Here is a 17,797-nt window from a genome sequence, read left to right on the forward strand (position 1 = left end):
CCGACGAATTCGACCCCGAATCTACCATTGATGTGCAATGATAGATGCATTGTCAGCGATTTTCCTCCATCCGACAAGTCGCAGATTATTGGGCGATACCGTCTCTATATGCTTGTTTTAATTGCGGCCAGTAATCCTGATTGGCCTCAATCATCTCATCCAGAATGGCTTTGGCATGCTGCATTGTCGGCACGGTACGGTTCAGGGTAAATGCCTGCAAGGCCTTCTCGTAACTGCCTTCCAGCGTCGCTTCCACAAGCAACTGCTCGGATGCCAACTGCTGTTCCAGCAAGGCACGATGGAACTGCGGGACATTCCCCATCCGCACCGGCTCCGGCCCTTGTGCGGTGATATAAGCAGGCACCTCTACCATCGCGTCATACGGCAGATTGGCGATGGCACCTTTATTCTCGACAATCACCAGATGACGCTGACGCAGGTCGAACGCCAGCGAACAGGCGACATCAACAATAAACGCCCCGTGCACGCCAACGTGGAACGCATCGGGCAGAATACCGGTTTCCTTATAGCTGGCGGCCGCCGCAAACAGCTTCTTCTCACGCCCGTCCATCACTTCATTGGCGCGCGTGTAGTCAGGATCCTGATGCTCCACGATCTGATTCGGCATCAGGTAGTACTGCAAATACGGATTCGGCACGAACTCCGGGAAATGATCCATGACCGGTTTGATGTTGCGCCAGGTTTTCACCCACGATGGATCGGCGTGCTGCGGATCCGTATCAGCGGCATCGGCGGTCAACAGGCCGTAGCGGGCGATGTGCTCGCGCAGTTCCGGCATACGATCGACGCCATCGACCAGCACGCGGGTAAACCAGCCGAAGTGGTTCAGCCCGAAATAGTCCACCGTGATGTCGTGACGATCGACCCCCAGCACGGCCGCAATGTTACGCATCGCGGCAACTGGCATGTCGCAGATATTCAGCACGCGGGCGTTAGGACGCAGGCGGCGCACGCCTTCAGCAACAATGGCGGCGGGGTTGGAGTAATTGACGATCCACGCCTCTTTATGCGCATAGCGTTCAACCAGATCGATCAGCTCAGCCATCGGCAGAATGGTGCGCAGGCCGTAGGCCAGCCCGCCGGGGCCGCAGGTTTCCTGCCCGACGACGCCATGACGTAGCGGGATTTTCTCGTCCTGCTCGCGCATTTTGTACTGCCCGACGCGCATCTGGGCAAAGACAAAATGTGCACCGTTAAATGCCGTTTCTGCGTCGGTTGTGACGGTAAATATGATGCTGTCACTGTGGTCGCGAATCACTTTTTCCACCACTGGCGCGATGATGTCCTGCCGCTGGCCGTCGATGTCATACAAACGAATCTCTGCCAGCGGGAAATCCGCGAGACGTACCATCAGACTCTTTACGATGCCTGGGGTATAGGTGCTGCCGCCACCGGCAATTGTCAGAATGAATGGGGGTTTCGTCATGATCAGTCTCCTGTTAAAGCGCGTTTTCAACTGCTTCGCGTATCGTTTTGACGTGAAGTCCGTAAACCACCTGTACGTTGTTACCCTGCCGGATAACGGCTTTCGCACCGGTGCTCTTAAGCTGTTGTTCATCGACCAGATTCGGGTCGATCAGCGTGACCCGCAGGCGGGTGTAGCAGTTATCCACCACCTCGATATTCGGTTTACCGCCCAGCCCGGCGATGATGGTGGCACCGACAGGTGGAGCATCACCTTTCACCGCGTCCGGTGTTTTTACCTGACCTTCGGTTTTGGCCTGATATTCGGTTCTAGAATAAAGCCGTGTTTCTTCTTCGTCGGTTTCACGCCCCGGTGTTGGCATGTCGAAATACAGAATCAGGAAGCGGAAGACGAAGAAGTAAATCACCGACATCGTCAGTCCGACCGCGATGTACATTGGCCAGTTGGATTTTTCAATGCCCAGCGGAAGGTTATAAAGCAGAAAGTCGATGACGCCGTTGGCGCCAATCGCATGCACGCCCATGATGGAGAACAGCATCATGCCTATGCCGGTCAGTACGGCGTGGACGGCAAATAGCATGGGCGCGACGAACAGGAAGGAGAACTCTAGCGGCTCGGTGACGCCCAGTAAGAAAGAGGTAAAAGCGGCCGGAATCAGGATGGCTTTGGCAGCCAGACGTTTCTCTGGCTTAGCCGTGACATACATCGCCAGCGCCGCGGCAGTCAGACCAAACATTTTACTGATACCGCGCGCATCCCAGACCACGGTTGAACTCAACTGCTTGACGTCCTGACAGGCCATTTCAGCAAAATAGATGTTGCGTGCGCCTTGGTACAGTTTGCCGCATACCTCTGCGGTTCCGCCCAGTTCGGTGTATAGGAACGGGGTATAGACCAGATGATGCAGCCCGGTGGGGATCAGCACGCGTTCCAGAAAACCATAAATGGCGATGCCAACAGGGCCTGCCCCCTTAATCGCGAAGGCCAGCCAGGTAATGCCGTGCTGAGCAAACGGCCACAGCGCGCTCATCGCAAAGCCCAGCGCAATCGCCAGCGGAATAACCAGGATGGCGACGAAGCAGTGGCCGGAATAGATCGCCATGACGCCGTTAAACTGTTTACTGGAATAGCGGTTATACAGGTAGCCTGCGAATCCGCCGATCAGAATGCCGGCGAAAACGCCCATTTCCAGCACCTGAACGCCCAGCACCATACCTTGTCCGGCGGCGCGCATCTCTGCGGCTGGTACGAGCTTGCCCTGTAATTGCAGCGTGATATTCATGGCGTTAATGAAGATGATGAACATCACCAGACCGATCAGCGCGGCGTAGCCCTTATCGCGTTTCGCCAGTCCGATCGGGATCCCAACGGCGAACACCAGCGCCAAATTGGCCAGAATCGCCACGGCAGATTTGGACACCAGTTGACCAAAATCCTGAATCAAAGGGTGATTAAGCAAAGGGACATAGCCCGCTAAATTGCCGTTACCAAATACGTTCCCAAATGCGATGAATAGCCCGACAATCGGGAGGATCAGCACCGGCCCATACAGGGACTTGCCGAAATTTTGCAATGCATTGACCGCTCTTTTCATTATCAGCCCTCTTACTGGCCATTATGGTGGGTACAGCAGCAAGGCTAGCAGCGAATGATAAAGAGATTCCAGTTATCTTGTTGTTTTAAAAACAAATAACCTATAACGTTACAAGTAACCTTCAGAACTGTGATCGCCGATGATTTGTTACATTCAGCGCAGTGGCCGTGGGGGACGAAAACGTGCGATGCCTGAACGTTAATGAAGGGAAAATGAGAGGTAATATTTTTTTAATAAAATGTTATTTCCTTGGTAGGCAACAAAGGTCTCTGCACCTATAATTTGCGCCACTTTCACTGGCCGGGTATACAATTCTTATAATCCGGCTGCAATCTGACAGTTTAGTTAATGAGGTCAATATGACGATAGAACGTACCTTCTCCATCGTAAAACCTAATGCGGTTGCCAAGAATGCGATTGGTTCAATTTACGCACGCTTTGAAAGCGCGGGTTTTACCCTTGTTGCGGCTAAAATGCTGCGTCTGAGCCGTGAGCAGGCGGAAGGTTTCTACGCTGAACATAAAGGCAAGCCGTTCTTTGATGGTCTGGTCGAATTCATGATGTCTGGCCCAATCATGGTGCAGGTGCTGGAAGGTGAAAACGCGGTTCAACGTAACCGTGACATTATGGGTGCCACAAACCCGGCAAATGCACTGGCGGGAACGCTGCGTGCTGATTACGCGGATAGCTTCACCGCGAACGCGGTACACGGTTCTGATTCCATTGAATCCGCTCAGCGTGAAATTGCTTATTTCTTCAGCGACGACGAAATCTGCCCACGCGCCTAATTCCGCCTACCCGGTAATAGCACGCACGATGCGTTTTTGTGCGTGCTAACAGGTGAGCGCCTGTGATGTTGCTTTGTTTCGTCGCGTGAGTGTGCGATGCCAACACAATGACACAGAAAAAAAGCGGTGATGGTAGCTTACCTGTTTTAAACTTTGTACAATGCTGCGCCCTGGATGAGCCTATACTTGTCTGGGGCGTTTCTTTGGTCATGACCATTGAACTCAACCCTCTTTTTTAGCGCCATAACGTGTAACAACGAGGCCAGGATCTACCAATGTCTAAGCAAATCGTGTCTGAAATCATCGTGCCTGAAACAGCCGCATCTACAACTATCGCGTCTACAACTACTACCGTATCCGAGCAAACCGTGTCCGAATTCTCTCCGGCGTCCGCTGATGCCTCCCAATCCGTTAAAACCAGTGCGGAAAAAATTAACCTGCTGGATCTTAACCGTCAGCAAATGCGTGACCTCTTCATATCGATGGGAGAGAAACCGTTCCGCGCCGATCAGGTCATGAAGTGGATTTATCACTACTGCTGTGATGACTTCAATCAGATGACGGATATCAACAAAGTCTTCCGTTCCAAATTGCAGGAAATCGCTGAAATTCGCGCACCCGAAGTGGTGGATGAACAGCGTTCTTCCGACGGCACGATTAAGTGGGCGATTCTGGTGGGCGGCCAGCGGGTCGAAACCGTTTATATTCCAGAAGAAGATCGCGCCACGCTGTGCGTATCGTCTCAGGTCGGTTGCGCGCTGGAGTGCAAATTCTGTTCAACGGCGCAGCAGGGCTTTAACCGTAACCTGCGCGTATCGGAAATTATCGGCCAGGTGTGGCGTGCGGCGAAAATCATCGGCGCTTTTAAAGTCACCGGTCAGCGCCCCATCACCAACGTGGTGATGATGGGTATGGGCGAACCGCTGTTGAACCTGACTAACGTGGTGCCAGCGATGGAAATCATGCTGGATGATTTCGGTTTCGGTCTGTCCAAACGTCGTGTGACGCTGTCCACGTCTGGCGTCGTGCCTGCGTTGGATAAACTGGGCGATATGATTGATGTCGCGCTGGCGATTTCCCTGCATGCGCCGACCGACGACATCCGCAATGAAATCATGCCGATCAACAAAAAGTACAATATCGAGATGTTCCTGAGTGCAGTACGTCGCTATCTGGAAAAATCCAATGCGAATCAGGGACGTGTTACCGTTGAGTATGTGATGTTGGATCATATCAATGATGGTACTGAGCATGCGCATCAACTGGCTGAATGCCTGAAAGATACGCCGTGCAAGATTAACCTGATTCCATGGAACCCGTTCCCGGGCGCGCCGTATGGCCGTAGCTCAAACAGCCGCGTTGACCGTTTCTCCAAGGTACTGATGGAGTATGGTTTCACGACGATCGTACGTAAAACCCGTGGGGATGACATTGATGCTGCCTGTGGCCAGCTGGCTGGTGAAGTCGTGGACAGAACCAAACGCACGCTGAAGAAGAAAATGGCGGGTGAACCTATCGCGGTGAAAGCGGTCTAAGATCGAATGGCGTGGGTTAACGTGGAAGCGTTAACCTAACGTCTGCCGCTGAGATGCTTTGCAGGGCTAACGTGAGCAAATTGCGAAGCGCGCCGCGTTGTTGTCAGGTCTGACTGCCGCTCTGTTCATATTCAGGTAACCTCTCTGGTCTGGCAAGGATGACAAGGTGAGGAAACAGGGATGGTGGCGTCTCTATCACGGAGAATAGTGGTATTACGGGGAGTGTACTGGCTGAGTGGTCTGCTCGCGGTGCTGTTGCTGACGGGGTGTGTATATTCGCCTCAGGGTGCGACAAATCCAGCGATCGCTCAAACCCGTTTGCAGTTGGGGCTGGCGTATCTGGCGCATAATAATCTGGATTCAGCTCGGCAGAATCTTGAAAAGGCGGTGGCGATTGCTCCGCTGGATTATCGAACACAATTGGGGATGGCGCTCTACGAGCAGCGGATAGGTGAAAACCGTCTTGCCGAACAGCGCTATCAGCATGTGTTGAACATGGCGCCGGAAAATGGCAGCGTCATGAATAATTACGGTGCGTTTCTGTGTAGTTTAGGGCAGTATGTAGCGGCGCAGCGACAGTTTAGTGCGGCTGCACAACTTCCTGATTACAGTCAGGTTGCTGATGCGTTGGAAAATGCGGGATACTGCTTTTTCAATGCCGGGCAGAGTGAAAATGCGCGCAATTTATTAAGCCGGGCGCTGAGATATGACCCGACGAAAGGCAGTGCCTTGCTGGCGGAAGCAAACAAACAGTTTGATGCCGGGAAAAATGAGCAAGCGCGGCTGCTGCTTGATGTTTATCAGCATAGTCTTCCGGCCAGTGCCGAAAGCTTATGGTTACAGATTCGTTTCGCCGCGTTGGCGGGCCATGATGGCGATAAAGAACGTTATGGCAACGTGCTGGCGCGAAGTTTTCCACAATCTAAACAGTACCAGCATTTCTTAGCTAATGAATACTGAAGCCACCCAAGATACAACAGAAGCAAAACTACCCGGTGAACGTCTGCGTGAGGCGCGTGAACGCCTTGGATTTACCCAGCAAACTATTGCCGAGCGTTTGTGCCTTAAAATCTCCACCGTTCGTGATATTGAAGACGGTACAACGCCTGCCGATTTAGCGCCGACCTTTTTGCGCGGCTATGTCCGTTCTTATGCCAAGCTGGTTCATTTACCCGAAGATGAGCTGCTTCCCGCTGTGGATAAACAGGCGATACCTAAAACGATCTCTGTCTCGCCAATGCAGAGTTTTTCGCTGAAAAAAAGCCGCAAAAAGCGTGATGGCTGGTTGATGACAATCACCTGGCTGGTCGTGCTGGTTGTTCTGGGGCTGACGGGCGCATGGTGGTGGCAAAACCATCAGGCTCAGCAGGCGGAAATCAACAGCATGGTCGATCACGCCAGTTCGATGCAGGCACAAACGGAAGGGCAGCCCGTTCCGCTGATCGACAACAGCGCACCGCAGGAAACGGTGACACCGAATTCTGCTGCGGCACCAGCTTCTACGCCAGTCGACCTGTCTGCGACTGTCACGGCGACACCTTCAACGCCTTCTTCTGCTTCCTCAACGACGCCGTCAACGGCACCTTCCAGCCAATCGCCTTCACAGGCAAATACTGCACAGCATCAGGCTGCGGGTAATGGGCTGTTAGGCGCTGGGGCAGTCGCCCCCGCTGCGGGTACGGTAGCGGAGAGCAATCCGGTCCCTGCAGCCCATGCATTGGTTATGACTTTCACGGCCGATTGCTGGCTGGAAGTGACGGATGCCAGTGGCAAGAAACTGTTCAGCGGCATGCAACGTAACGGCGGCACGCTGAATCTGGATGGTCAGTCGCCCTATAAACTTAAAATTGGCGCACCTGCTGCGGTACAGATTCAATTTCAAGGCAAGCCGGTTGATTTAAGCCGCTTTGTGCGCAGTAATCAGGTTGCACGCCTGACGCTGACCGCAGAATAACGTGTTGTTCAGGTAAGACTGCAATGTTGGAGATGAAGTAATGCATAACGCTGCACCCATAACCCGTCGAAAATCAAAACGGATTTACGTCGGCAAGGTGCCTGTAGGTGATGGTGCGCCGATTGCGGTGCAATCCATGACCAACACCCGAACCACCGACGTTGAAGCTACCGTCAATCAAATCAGATCGCTGGAACGTGTTGGCGTCGATATTGTTCGCGTCTCCGTGCCAACGATGGACGCGGCGGAAGCCTTTAAGCTTATCAAACAGCAAGTGAATGTCCCGCTCGTCGCCGACATTCACTTTGACTACCGCATCGCGCTGAAAGTCGCGGAATACGGCGTCGACTGTCTGCGCATCAACCCCGGTAATATTGGTAACGAAGAGCGTATTCGCTCGGTTGTCGATTGTGCGCGTTACAACAATATCCCGATCCGTATTGGCGTGAACGGCGGTTCGTTGGAAAAAGATTTGCAGGAAAAATACGGCGAACCAACGCCGGAAGCGCTGTTGGAATCGGCGATGCGCCATGTCGATATCCTCGACCGCCTGAATTTCGATCAGTTTAAAGTCAGCGTTAAAGCCTCGGATGTTTTTCTGGCAGTGCAATCCTATCGCCTGCTGGCAGCGCGTATCGATCAGCCGCTGCACCTTGGTATTACCGAAGCTGGTGGCGCACGTAGCGGCGCGGTGAAATCGGCTATTGGCCTCGGTCTGCTACTGTCCGAAGGCATTGGCGACACGCTGCGTATTTCACTGGCGGCCGATCCGGTTGAGGAAGTGAAAGTCGGTTTCGATATCCTGAAGTCACTGCGCATTCGTTCACGTGGAATCAACTTTATTGCTTGCCCGACCTGTTCCCGTCAGGAATTTGACGTGATCGGGACGGTAAACGCGCTGGAACAACGGTTGGAAGACATTATCACGCCGATGGATGTGTCGATTATCGGTTGCGTGGTGAATGGTCCCGGTGAAGCGCTGGTGTCGACCATTGGCGTCACCGGTGGACATAACAAGAGCGGCTTCTATGAAGACGGCGTGCGGCAGAGAGAGCGCTTCGATAACGAACAGATGATCGATCAGTTAGAAGCCAAGATCCGCGCCAAAGCCTCCATGATGGACGAAAATCAGCGTATTACCGTCAATCTGGTGGATAAATAACCTTGACGGTGTGGCGGTATGCCGCCACCCGCATAATTCACGATTCCTGAACCCGATGGGGACGCCCCGCATTGAAGATGCGACGGCAATCCTTCTATAATCGGGTTTATTTTTTGAAAAACGCATAGAGAACTGACGTGGCAAAAAATATTCAAGCCATCCGTGGCATGAACGATTACCTGCCAGCCGAAACGGCATTGTGGCAGCGTATTGAAAACAGCCTGAAACAGGTGCTCAGCGGCTACGGCTATAATGAAATTCGTTTGCCGATTGTCGAGCAAACGCCGCTGTTTAAGCGCGCTATCGGTGAAGTGACCGATGTCGTCGAAAAAGAGATGTATACCTTTGACGATCGCAATGGCGATAGCCTGACCCTGCGTCCGGAAGGGACGGCAGGCTGCGTCCGCGCCGGTATTGAGCACGGTATTCTCTATAATCAGGAACAGCGCCTGTGGTATGTCGGTCCGATGTTCCGCTACGAGCGTCCGCAGAAAGGGCGCTATCGCCAGTTCCATCAGTTGGGTTGTGAAGTGTTTGGTCTGCAAGGGCCGGATATCGATGCCGAATTGATCCTGATGACGGCTCGCTGGTGGCGGGTGCTGGGCATTGCCGATCATGTGAAGCTGGAACTGAACTCGATCGGTTCATTAGACGCGCGTGCGCGCTATCGCGAAGCGCTGGTTGCGTTCCTCGAACAGCATAAAGATCAGTTGGATGAAGACTGCCTGCGTCGGATGTACACCAACCCGTTGCGCGTTCTGGATACGAAAAATCCGCAGATTCAGGTACTGCTGAACGACGCGCCAGTGCTGACGGACTATCTGGATGACGAATCGCGTGAGCACTTTGAAGCGTTGGGTGAACTTTTAACGCAGTCTGGTATCCCATATACCGTTAATCCGCGTCTGGTTCGTGGTTTGGATTACTATAACCGCACGGTATTTGAATGGGTCACCACCAGTCTGGGCGCGCAGGGCACGGTCTGTGCCGGTGGGCGTTATGATGGTATGGTGGAACAACTGGGCGGGCACGCAACGCCAGCGGTCGGTTTTGCGATGGGTCTGGAGCGTCTGGTTCTGCTGGTGCAATCTGTGAACCCAGATTTCAAAGCTCAACCAGGTGTGGATGTTTATCTGATTTCTTCCGGTGCGGGAACGCAGGTTGCTGCAATGCAGCTGGCGGAGAAATTACGTGATGCGCTACCGCAGTTGAAACTGATGACCAACTACGGCGGCGGCAACTTTAAGAAACAGTTCGCTCGCGCGGATAAATGGGGCGCCCGCGTCGCATTGGTATTAGGCGAAAATGAAGTGGCGGCCGGTCAGGTTGTGGTTAAAAACCTGAGCAATGGCGAGCAGGATACATTGGCACAGGCCGACGTTGCATCGCGGCTGGCAACGTTACTGGATTGAGGAGAGAGACACCGTGGAAGTCTATACCACAGAGAATGAACAGGTTGATGCACTACGTCGTTTCCTCGCGGAGAACGGAAAGGCGTTAGTGGTCGGTGTTGTGCTGGGTGTTGGCGCACTGGTTGGCTGGCGTTTCTGGCAAAACCACCAAAATGATAGCGTGATGGCGGCGTCCGCATCCTATCAGCAGGTGACGGAGCAACTGGCTGAAGGCAAAACCGACGCGATTGCGGCAACAGAGAAATTTACGGCTGAGAATAAAAACGCCTATGGCGCGCTGGCTTCTCTGGAATTGGCTCGTCATTACGTTGATCTGAAAGATTTTGCAAAAGCAGAACAGCAATTGGTACAGGCGCTGTCGCAGACGAAAGATGCCGACCTGCTGGCGGTGGTGAACCTGCGTCTGGCGCGAGTGCAGCTACAGGAAAACAAAGCGGATGACGCGCTGAAAACGCTGGATGCCATCAAGCTGGAAGGCTGGGCGTCACAGGCTGCGGAAGTTCGTGGCGATATTCTGGCGAGCAAAGGGGATAATCAGGCTGCGCGTGATGCCTACAACAAAGGGTTGTCTTCCAATCCATCGCAGGCACAGCAAGCGTTACTGCGCATGAAACTGAATAACCTGTCCAGCTAAGAGGAATTCCATGCAATTGCGTAAAACACTGTTGGTAGGACTGGTTTCTGTTGCCCTGCTGAGCGGATGCTCGCTGTTTAACAGCGAAGAAGATGTCGTCACTATGTCTCCACTGCCGCAGGTGGAAAACCAGTTCACGCCAACCAAGGTGTGGAACAGCTCGGTTGGGAGTGGTATTGGCGAGTTTTACTCCAATCTTCATCCCGCATGGCAGGATAACCGCGTTTTTGCCGCCGATCGTCGTGGTACCGTGAAAGCGATGGATCTGAGTGACGGCAAAGAGATTTGGCGCGCCGATCTGTCTGAGAAGACCAATTTCTTCTCCCGCAATAATCCGGCGCTGCTGTCTGGTGGCGTAACGGTTTCTGGCAACCACGTCTATGTTGGTAGTGAAAAGGCGCAGGTCTATGCGCTGAATGCAGAAGATGGTACGCCAGTATGGCAGACGAAAGTGGCAGGCGAAGCGCTGTCTCGCCCTGTCGTCAGCGATGGTGTGGTGCTGATTCACACCGGCAACGGCATGTTGCAGGCATTGAATGAAGCGGATGGCGCTATCAAATGGAGCGTTAACCTGGATATGCCAACGCTGTCTCTGCGTGGTGAATCTGCCCCGACAACCGCATTTGGTGCGGCGATTGTGGGTGGTGACAACGGTCGTGTAAACGCCGTGATGATCAATCAGGGTCAACTAATCTGGCAACAGCGTATTTCACAGCCGAGTGGCGCGACCGAAATCGATCGTCTGAACGATGTCGATACGACGCCGGTTGTCGCGGGCGAAGTGGTTTACGCGTTGGGTTACAATGGCAACATGACCGCGCTGGATCTGCGTTCCGGTCAGATTCTGTGGAAACGTGAACTGGGCTCAGTGCATGATTTCATCATCGACGGCGACCGCATCTATCTGGTCGATCAGGACGATCGCGTTGTTGCATTGAACACTAACGGTGGCGTGAGCCTGTGGCGTCAAAGCGATCTGCTGCACCGTAACTTAACGGCACCGGCGCTGTATAACGGCTATCTGGTAGTGGGCGATGCCGAAGGTTATCTGCACTGGCTGAATACCGCGGATGGTCGTTTCGTGGCGCAGCAAAAAGTGGATAGCTCTGGCTTCCTCGGCAAGCCTGTGGTTGCCAGCGACAAGCTGTTGATTCAGGCGAAAAACGGTGATGTCTACGCGTTCACCCGCTAGGTAACCCCTGTTTAATTTGGAGCGCAACGCTTTTAGGTGCGTTCCCACTTTTGAATGTGTTACCACAACGGCTCCTGACACTATCAGGGGCCGTTTCGTCTTTTTATCGTCAGCGAGTGTTTCGCTGTAACGTATTGAAATATAAGTAATGAGGTTGTAACAATGATACCTGTCGTCGCGCTGGTCGGGCGCCCGAATGTGGGGAAATCCACGCTATTTAACCGCTTAACGCGCACTCGTGATGCATTGGTGGCGGATTTCCCTGGGCTGACTCGTGACCGCAAGTATGGTCGTGCAGAAGTGGAAGGGCATGAATTTATTATCGTCGATACCGGTGGGATCGACGGTACAGAAGACGGTGTGGAAACGCGTATGGCCGGTCAATCGCTGGTGGCGATTGAAGAAGCGGATATCGTGCTGTTCATGGTCGATGCCCGCGCGGGATTGATGCCTGCGGATGAAGGCATTGCCAAGCATTTGCGCAGCCGCGAAAAAACGACGGTGCTGGTTGCGAACAAAACTGATGGTCTTGACCCGGATATGGTCACGGCAGATTTCTACTCGCTCGGAATGGGGGAAGTGTACCCGATTGCCGCGTCTCACGGTCGCGGCGTCACGTCGTTGCTGGAAACAGTTTTGCTGCCGTTTGTACAAGATGAAATAGAAGAGCCTGTTGAGTTAAGCGAAGAAGAAGAGAACGCAGCTTACTGGGCAGCGTTAGAAGCGGACGAGCAGGCTAGCGAAGAAGAAGCAGAAGACGATTTCAATCCTGAAGATTTGCCAATCAAACTGGCGATTGTCGGGCGTCCGAATGTGGGTAAGTCCACGCTCACTAACCGTATTCTGGGCGAAGAGCGCGTGGTGGTGTTCGACATGCCGGGCACGACGCGTGACAGTATCTACATCCCAATGGTGCGTGACGAACGCGAATACGTTCTGATTGATACCGCTGGGGTACGTAAGCGCGGCAAAGTGACGGAAACGGTAGAAAAATTCTCCGTTATCAAAACGTTGCAGGCGATTGAAGATGCCAACGTGGTGCTGCTGGTTATCGACGCGCGTGAAGGTATTTCCGATCAGGATCTCTCGCTGCTGGGCTTCATCCTCAATAGTGGGCGCTCACTGGTGATCGTGGTGAACAAATGGGATGGCCTGTCGCAGGAAGTGCGTGAGCAGGTGAAAGAGACGCTGGATCTGCGCCTTGGCTTTATCGACTTTGCCCGTATTCACTTCATTTCTGCGTTACATGGCAGCGGTGTGGGTAACCTGTTTGAGTCCGTAACCGAAGCCTATGCGTGCGCCACTCGTCGCGTGAGTACGGCGATGTTGACCCGTATCATGCAAATGGCATCAGACGATCACCAGCCGCCACTGGTGCGCGGTCGTCGCGTGAAGCTGAAATATGCGCACGCCGGTGGCTATAACCCACCGATTGTGGTGATCCACGGGAATCAGGTGAAAGACCTGCCGGATTCTTACAAGCGCTATCTGATGAACTACTATCGTCGTTCGCTGGACGTAATGGGCACGCCGATTCGTATCCAGTTTAAAGAAGGGGAAAACCCTTTTGCAGACAAGCGCAACACGCTGACGCCAAACCAGCTACGCAAGCGTAAGCGTTTGATGTCACACATTAAAAAAGGTAAGTAATTTATTAACGGGGCGAATAGCGATATTCGCCCCGTTTTGTCAGAGACGAAACGAATCGCCGTTAACAAAACCAATAATAATCAAGGAGAGTCATGTCCTGGGAAACCTGGAGTTTTGCATTCAACGTCACGATGCCTAATGTGATTATGTTATTGATTGGTATAGGGTTGCGTAAGATCAATCTGCTGAATGATGCGTTTTGTGATACCGCAATGCGGGTTGTATTCAATCTTTCTCTTCCCTGCTTGCTGTTTTTTAGTGTTGCAGGTAATCACCAGTCTTTTGCAAGCCAGTGGCCGCTGGTGGTGTATGGCACGATAGGGACATTGGCGACATTTTTGCTGCTGGAAATCGCGGCGGTGAAGCTCGTCAAGGATCCAAAGGAACGCGGCATCTTTGTGCAAGGCGGGTTCCGTTCGAATACTGGCGTAATGGGGCTGGCATTTGCGATGAGTGCTTACGGTGATGAAGGCATTGCTGTTGGCTCACTGTATCTGATGGTGACGGTGATTATGTTTAACGCACTGTCTGTCATTACGCTGACGCGCAGCTTGCAGCGACAATCGCCTGAACAGAAGATTCCGGTAAGCCAACTGCTACGGGGCATTGTGACCAATCCGCTGATTATTGGTCTGCTTCTTGGTGCGGCCTACGGGCAAAGCCAACTGCCAATGCCAGGCGTCATCAAGCAGACTGGTGGCTTTATTTCCTCAATGGCGTTGCCGCTGGCGTTATTGTGTGCCGGAGCTAGTCTGGAATGGCGCAGTATGTTTCGTTCGTCCAATGTGGCCGTGCTGTCTTCTGTGGCGAAGATATTCGTTGTGCCTGGGCTGCTCACGCTGGGCGGATGGCTTGTCGGATTTCGCGGTGTCGAGCTGGGGATTATTTTTCTGTTTTCCTCAACGCCAACCGCAGCAGGTAGCTATGCAATGACTCGTGCGATGGGGGGAAACGCCACGCTGGCAGCGAATATTATTGGCTTGACGACGGTTGGCGCGTTTTTCATGATTGCTATTGGGCTGTACGTGCTGCGTTCCCTCGGTGTGATTTAACCTCTGACCATCACGCGTTATTGGTAGCAAAATGGAGGAAAAAAGATGGATGCGCTTTGTCCTGATTGTCACCACGTGATGCTGTGGCAGCCTGATGGTTCATTTTTATGTGAGGTCTGCCGGCAGCATTATCTGCGTAAGGCGGCGTGCCCTGAATGTAACCACTTACTTCAGGAACTGAAAGCCTGTGGCGCGGTGGATTACTTCTGCCAGCAGCACGGGATGATTTCCAAACGGCAGGTCGTGTTCAGCTATACACTTGCCGATTAAGCCTATTGCTACTCCTGTGCGCCGTTACGCCACAGCTCGGTCAGTTCCGGCGGCGCACGGTCTTCAGGGATCAGCAAGATAACATCGGCATACTGATTCTGCTGCGGGTGACGGTAGCTGATGTGGATGCGGTAATAGAACTGGTCGCCGCGCCCCGGGCCGTCTGGTTCACCGGGGTCGCGGGCCTGAGGAAAGGCGTTACGGACCGCGTTACAAATGCGTTCCCGCTCGGATGACGTCACGCTGGCGAGCGCGAAGCGTCGCGACCCCGCCAGTTTGGGGATGAAGGCAAATCCCCCTTCACGCGCCAGCTCAATGATGGCGTCTTCGTTGAGCTCTGGCAGTGTCTTCATAAGAACTCCTGACGAACCTCCACGCCCACGGTTTCCCACGACTGCATGACGATGTCTGCAACGGTGTTGTTAAAACGTTTAGCGGCATGTTGGATCGTATGGCGCGCGAAAATTTCGAAATCCGCATTTTGCGGCAGTGACTTATCGCACAGCGTGTCGTACCAGATGCGGCCTGCTTTTTCCCAGGAATGCCCGCCCAGCGCGATGGCTGTCAGGTAGAATGCCCGGTTGGGAATGCCGGAATTCAAGTGTACGCCGCCGTTATCTTCGCGCGTGTTCACATATTCACTCATATGAGAAGGCTGGGGATCGATCCCTAGCAGTTCATCATCATATGCGGTGCCTGGGTGAGACATCGACCGAAGCCCCATCCCGTGAATACCGTCTGCCAGCAGATCGGCACCGATAAACCAGTCCGCCTGCTCAGCGGTTTGCCCTAAATGGTACTGCTTGACCATAGAACCAAAGACATCGGAAAGTGATTCGTTCAGCGCGCCGGACTGACGAAAATAAATCAGTCCTGCTTCGTGTTCGGTAATGCCGTGAGCGAGTTCATGCGCGACCACATCCAGCGCAATCGTGAAGCGATTAAAGATTTTGCCGTCGCCATCTCCGAATACCATCTGCTGCCCGTTCCAGAAGGCGTTCTGGTAATCCTGACCGTAATGCACGGTGCCCGTCAGCGGCAGTCCTTCGGCGTCCAGTGAATTACGTTGGAAAATCTTCCAGAAGAAATCATAGGTGACACCCAGATAGTTGTAGGCTTCATCGACGGCGATATCACCGTTGCTGGGCTGGCCTTCCGCACGCACCTGCTTGCCGGGCAACTGTTGTTGCTGTTCGGCATCGTGGATGTTGCGATTAGCCTGCCCGGCGGGTAATTTCTCATGGGGTTCCGGGCGTGGATTGTGGCTGACCATTAATGACTGAACGTGCATCAGCGTCTGTTGCGCGCAGTGGCGCTGCTCGTCTGTGCCGTTTGCAATAATGCGATGCAAAATATAAGGGGGAATCACGCTACAAATCGGTCTGGACTTCATACCTCATCTCCTTGAAAACGCTCATCAGGGGTAACACAGACGATCGATAAAGCTCACTGTATTTTTATCCCATCTGCTTCACCGCTAACATGCAGATTGAAGTATGACGGGCATAAATTTTAGTGAGCTAAAAATGAGTATAGTTCAGATGATAGGGGCAAGAATGGGGGATCGCCGTTGTTTTAGGATAAATCCCCATCCTGTGCGTTTTATGCCGATCGCGCGATTTTTATGACTGAGATGAGGGTTTTCGCCGCTTTTTCACAGAACTTGGGTTCGGCACCAGCGTCGTGACCTGACTTTCTACCCAACCGTCCTGCAAACGGGTTTTCAGCGTTTCACCGGGGGTAATTTGCGTGACGTTTTTCAGTACCTTACCGTCGGGGGCGGTGGTGACGTTATAGCCGCGCGCCAGCGTCGCCAGCGGGCTAACGCCTTCCAGCCGTGAACAGGCGATACCCAGCTTCTGCTTGTTCTGATTTAACTGGCGTTCCACTGCACTCTGCATCTGATAGCTCAACTGCTGTAAACGCTGTTGCGCACGATGGATGCGGGTCTGCGGCTGCTGTTGCATTAGGCGCTGTTGTAAGCGTTCACTTCGGCGTAAGGTTTGCCGAAGCTGCTGCTGCATGGCGTCATCCAGCCGTTGGCGCAGTTTAACCAGTTGGGCCTGCTGACGTGCCAGCCGCAGTTGCGGATGTTGTTGCTGCAAGCGGTGGTGTAGACGAGTAAATTCCCGATTGCGCTGGGCAAGGTAATAATCCATCGCCATTTCCAGCCGCTGGCGCTGGGACTGTATCTGGCGCAACAGTTCAAGTTGGTTACGACTCACTAACTCAGCAGCAGCGGACGGTGTGGGTGCTCGCAGGTCACCGACGAAATCAGCGATAGTGATATCGGTCTCATGGCCGACGGCGCTGACGATAGGAATGCGGCTGGCGAAGATAGCGCGGGCGACCCGTTCGTCATTAAAGCTCCACAGATCTTCCAGCGAACCGCCGCCGCGCCCGACGATTAACACGTCACACTCTTCTCTCTGGTTAGCCAGCTCAATAGCGCGAACAATCTGTAGCGGTGCGTCTGCGCCTTGCACCGACGTGGGATACACGATCACTGGCAGCGACGGGTCACGGCGCTGCAATACCTGCAAGATATCGTGCAGGGCGGCACCGCTGGCTGACGTAATCACACCGACCTGTTTGGCGGGAGAGGGGAGTACCTGCTTAAATTGCTGGTCAAACAGCCCTTCGGCGGCGAGTTTCTGCTTGAGCTGTTCAAACTGTTGCTGCAACAGACCGTCACCGGCAGGCTGCATACTTTCCGCCAACAGCTGATAGTCGCCGCGGGGTTCATACAGAGTAATGGTGGCCCGAATCAGCACCTGTTGGCCGTTTTGTGGACGGAATGTCACCCTGCGGTTGCTGGTACGGAACATCGCGCAGCGCACCTGCGCACGTTCATCTTTCAGCGTGAAATACCAATGGCCGGATGAGGGCTGAGAGAGGTTGGATATTTCACCGGAGAGCCAAATCTGGCCCATTTCCATTTCCAACAGTTGTCTAACCGTCTGATTCAGTCGGCTAACGGTAAAAATTGCAGAGGAGGGAAATTGAGACATTGTGAGCCAGATCAAATTTTAAAACAGTCACTTAATTGATCGATACTACCTACCTGAAACAGGTAATCAAGCATTTTAGTAAAATAATGCTGGAGG

16 protein-coding genes are annotated in these 17,797 nt (G+C 53.3%); 11 read left to right on the forward strand and 5 right to left on the reverse strand.

The annotated features are described in order from the left end of the window. Positions 1-85 precede the first annotated feature (85 nt). Positions 86-1,447 (reverse strand): 6-phospho-alpha-glucosidase, encoded by a 1,362-nt coding sequence (locus tag I2D83_RS06565; protein WP_180779509.1) that lies wholly within the window; start codon positions 1,445-1,447, stop codon positions 86-88. A 13-nt stretch (positions 1,448-1,460) separates the two neighbouring features. Continuing rightward, entirely contained in the window at positions 1,461-3,041 is a 1,581-nt protein-coding gene (locus I2D83_RS06570) for a PTS transporter subunit EIIC (protein ID WP_205947745.1), read from the reverse strand. A gap of 359 nt (positions 3,042-3,400) precedes the next feature. Here I2D83_RS06570 and ndk point away from each other — a divergent pair, with 359 nt between their 5' ends. From ndk to I2D83_RS06625, 11 genes are all read left to right on the forward strand, one after another. Then, positions 3,401-3,829 carry a nucleoside-diphosphate kinase gene (gene ndk, locus I2D83_RS06575; RefSeq protein WP_015841195.1) on the forward strand — a complete coding sequence of 143 codons (429 nt, stop codon included), beginning with the start codon at positions 3,401-3,403 and terminating at the stop codon, positions 3,827-3,829. A 275-nt stretch (positions 3,830-4,104) separates the two neighbouring features. Next, the gene (gene rlmN / locus I2D83_RS06580; RefSeq protein ID WP_015841194.1) at positions 4,105-5,364 is read left to right on the forward strand and encodes a dual-specificity RNA methyltransferase RlmN; all 1,260 of its coding nucleotides are present in this window, start codon (positions 4,105-4,107) and stop codon (positions 5,362-5,364) included. Between the two features lie 180 nt (positions 5,365-5,544). Beyond that, complete coding sequence (gene pilW, locus I2D83_RS06585; RefSeq protein ID WP_181845621.1) at positions 5,545-6,324, forward strand: type IV pilus biogenesis/stability protein PilW; 780 nt, start codon at positions 5,545-5,547, stop codon at positions 6,322-6,324. Then, positions 6,314-7,318, forward strand: a complete 1,005-nt coding sequence (gene rodZ, locus I2D83_RS06590) for a cytoskeleton protein RodZ (protein ID WP_181848748.1) — start codon at positions 6,314-6,316, stop codon at positions 7,316-7,318. Before pilW ends, rodZ begins: the two co-directional genes overlap by 11 nt. 40 nt (positions 7,319-7,358) lie before the next feature. Beyond that, entirely contained in the window at positions 7,359-8,480 is a 1,122-nt protein-coding gene (gene ispG, locus I2D83_RS06595) for a flavodoxin-dependent (E)-4-hydroxy-3-methylbut-2-enyl-diphosphate synthase (RefSeq protein ID WP_015841191.1), read from the forward strand. Positions 8,481-8,617: 137 nt separating this feature from the next. Next, positions 8,618-9,892 (forward strand): histidine--tRNA ligase, encoded by a 1,275-nt coding sequence (gene hisS, locus I2D83_RS06600; protein WP_015841190.1) that lies wholly within the window; start codon positions 8,618-8,620, stop codon positions 9,890-9,892. A 13-nt stretch (positions 9,893-9,905) separates the two neighbouring features. Continuing rightward, the gene (locus I2D83_RS06605; RefSeq protein WP_015841189.1) at positions 9,906-10,526 is read left to right on the forward strand and encodes a YfgM family protein; all 621 of its coding nucleotides are present in this window, start codon (positions 9,906-9,908) and stop codon (positions 10,524-10,526) included. A gap of 10 nt (positions 10,527-10,536) precedes the next feature. Beyond that, positions 10,537-11,718 carry an outer membrane protein assembly factor BamB gene (gene bamB / locus I2D83_RS06610; RefSeq protein ID WP_181829103.1) on the forward strand — a complete coding sequence of 394 codons (1,182 nt, stop codon included), beginning with the start codon at positions 10,537-10,539 and terminating at the stop codon, positions 11,716-11,718. A gap of 162 nt (positions 11,719-11,880) precedes the next feature. Further along, positions 11,881-13,368 carry a ribosome biogenesis GTPase Der gene (der, locus tag I2D83_RS06615; RefSeq protein WP_015841187.1) on the forward strand — a complete coding sequence of 496 codons (1,488 nt, stop codon included), beginning with the start codon at positions 11,881-11,883 and terminating at the stop codon, positions 13,366-13,368. 92 nt (positions 13,369-13,460) lie between these two features. Then, positions 13,461-14,420, forward strand: coding sequence for an AEC family transporter (locus I2D83_RS06620; RefSeq protein WP_205947746.1), 960 nt, complete (start codon positions 13,461-13,463; stop codon positions 14,418-14,420). Between the two features lie 45 nt (positions 14,421-14,465). After that, positions 14,466-14,690 carry a zinc ribbon domain-containing protein gene (locus I2D83_RS06625; protein WP_205947747.1) on the forward strand — a complete coding sequence of 75 codons (225 nt, stop codon included), beginning with the start codon at positions 14,466-14,468 and terminating at the stop codon, positions 14,688-14,690. 8 nt (positions 14,691-14,698) lie between these two features. On the opposite strand, the gene I2D83_RS06630 is transcribed toward I2D83_RS06625, so the two are convergent. The 3 genes from I2D83_RS06630 to xseA all read right to left on the reverse strand — a co-directional run bounded on the left by I2D83_RS06630 (position 14,699) and on the right by xseA (position 17,701). After that, positions 14,699-15,043: a protealysin inhibitor emfourin gene (locus I2D83_RS06630; protein ID WP_205947748.1), complete on the reverse strand. Its 345-nt coding sequence runs from the start codon at positions 15,041-15,043 to the stop codon at positions 14,699-14,701. Beyond that, a complete protein-coding gene (locus I2D83_RS06635) occupies positions 15,040-16,083 on the reverse strand; it encodes a M4 family metallopeptidase (RefSeq protein WP_015841183.1) in 1,044 nt (347 codons plus the stop codon). Before I2D83_RS06635 ends, I2D83_RS06630 begins: the two co-directional genes overlap by 4 nt. Positions 16,084-16,312: 229 nt before the next feature. After that, on the reverse strand, positions 16,313-17,701 hold the full coding sequence (xseA, locus tag I2D83_RS06640; protein ID WP_205947749.1) for an exodeoxyribonuclease VII large subunit: 1,389 nt from the start codon (positions 17,699-17,701) through the stop codon (positions 16,313-16,315). Between the last annotated feature and the right edge of the window lie 96 nt (positions 17,702-17,797).

Source organism: Pectobacterium aroidearum (assembly GCF_015689195.1).
Lineage (GTDB): Bacteria > Pseudomonadota > Gammaproteobacteria > Enterobacterales > Enterobacteriaceae > Pectobacterium > Pectobacterium aroidearum.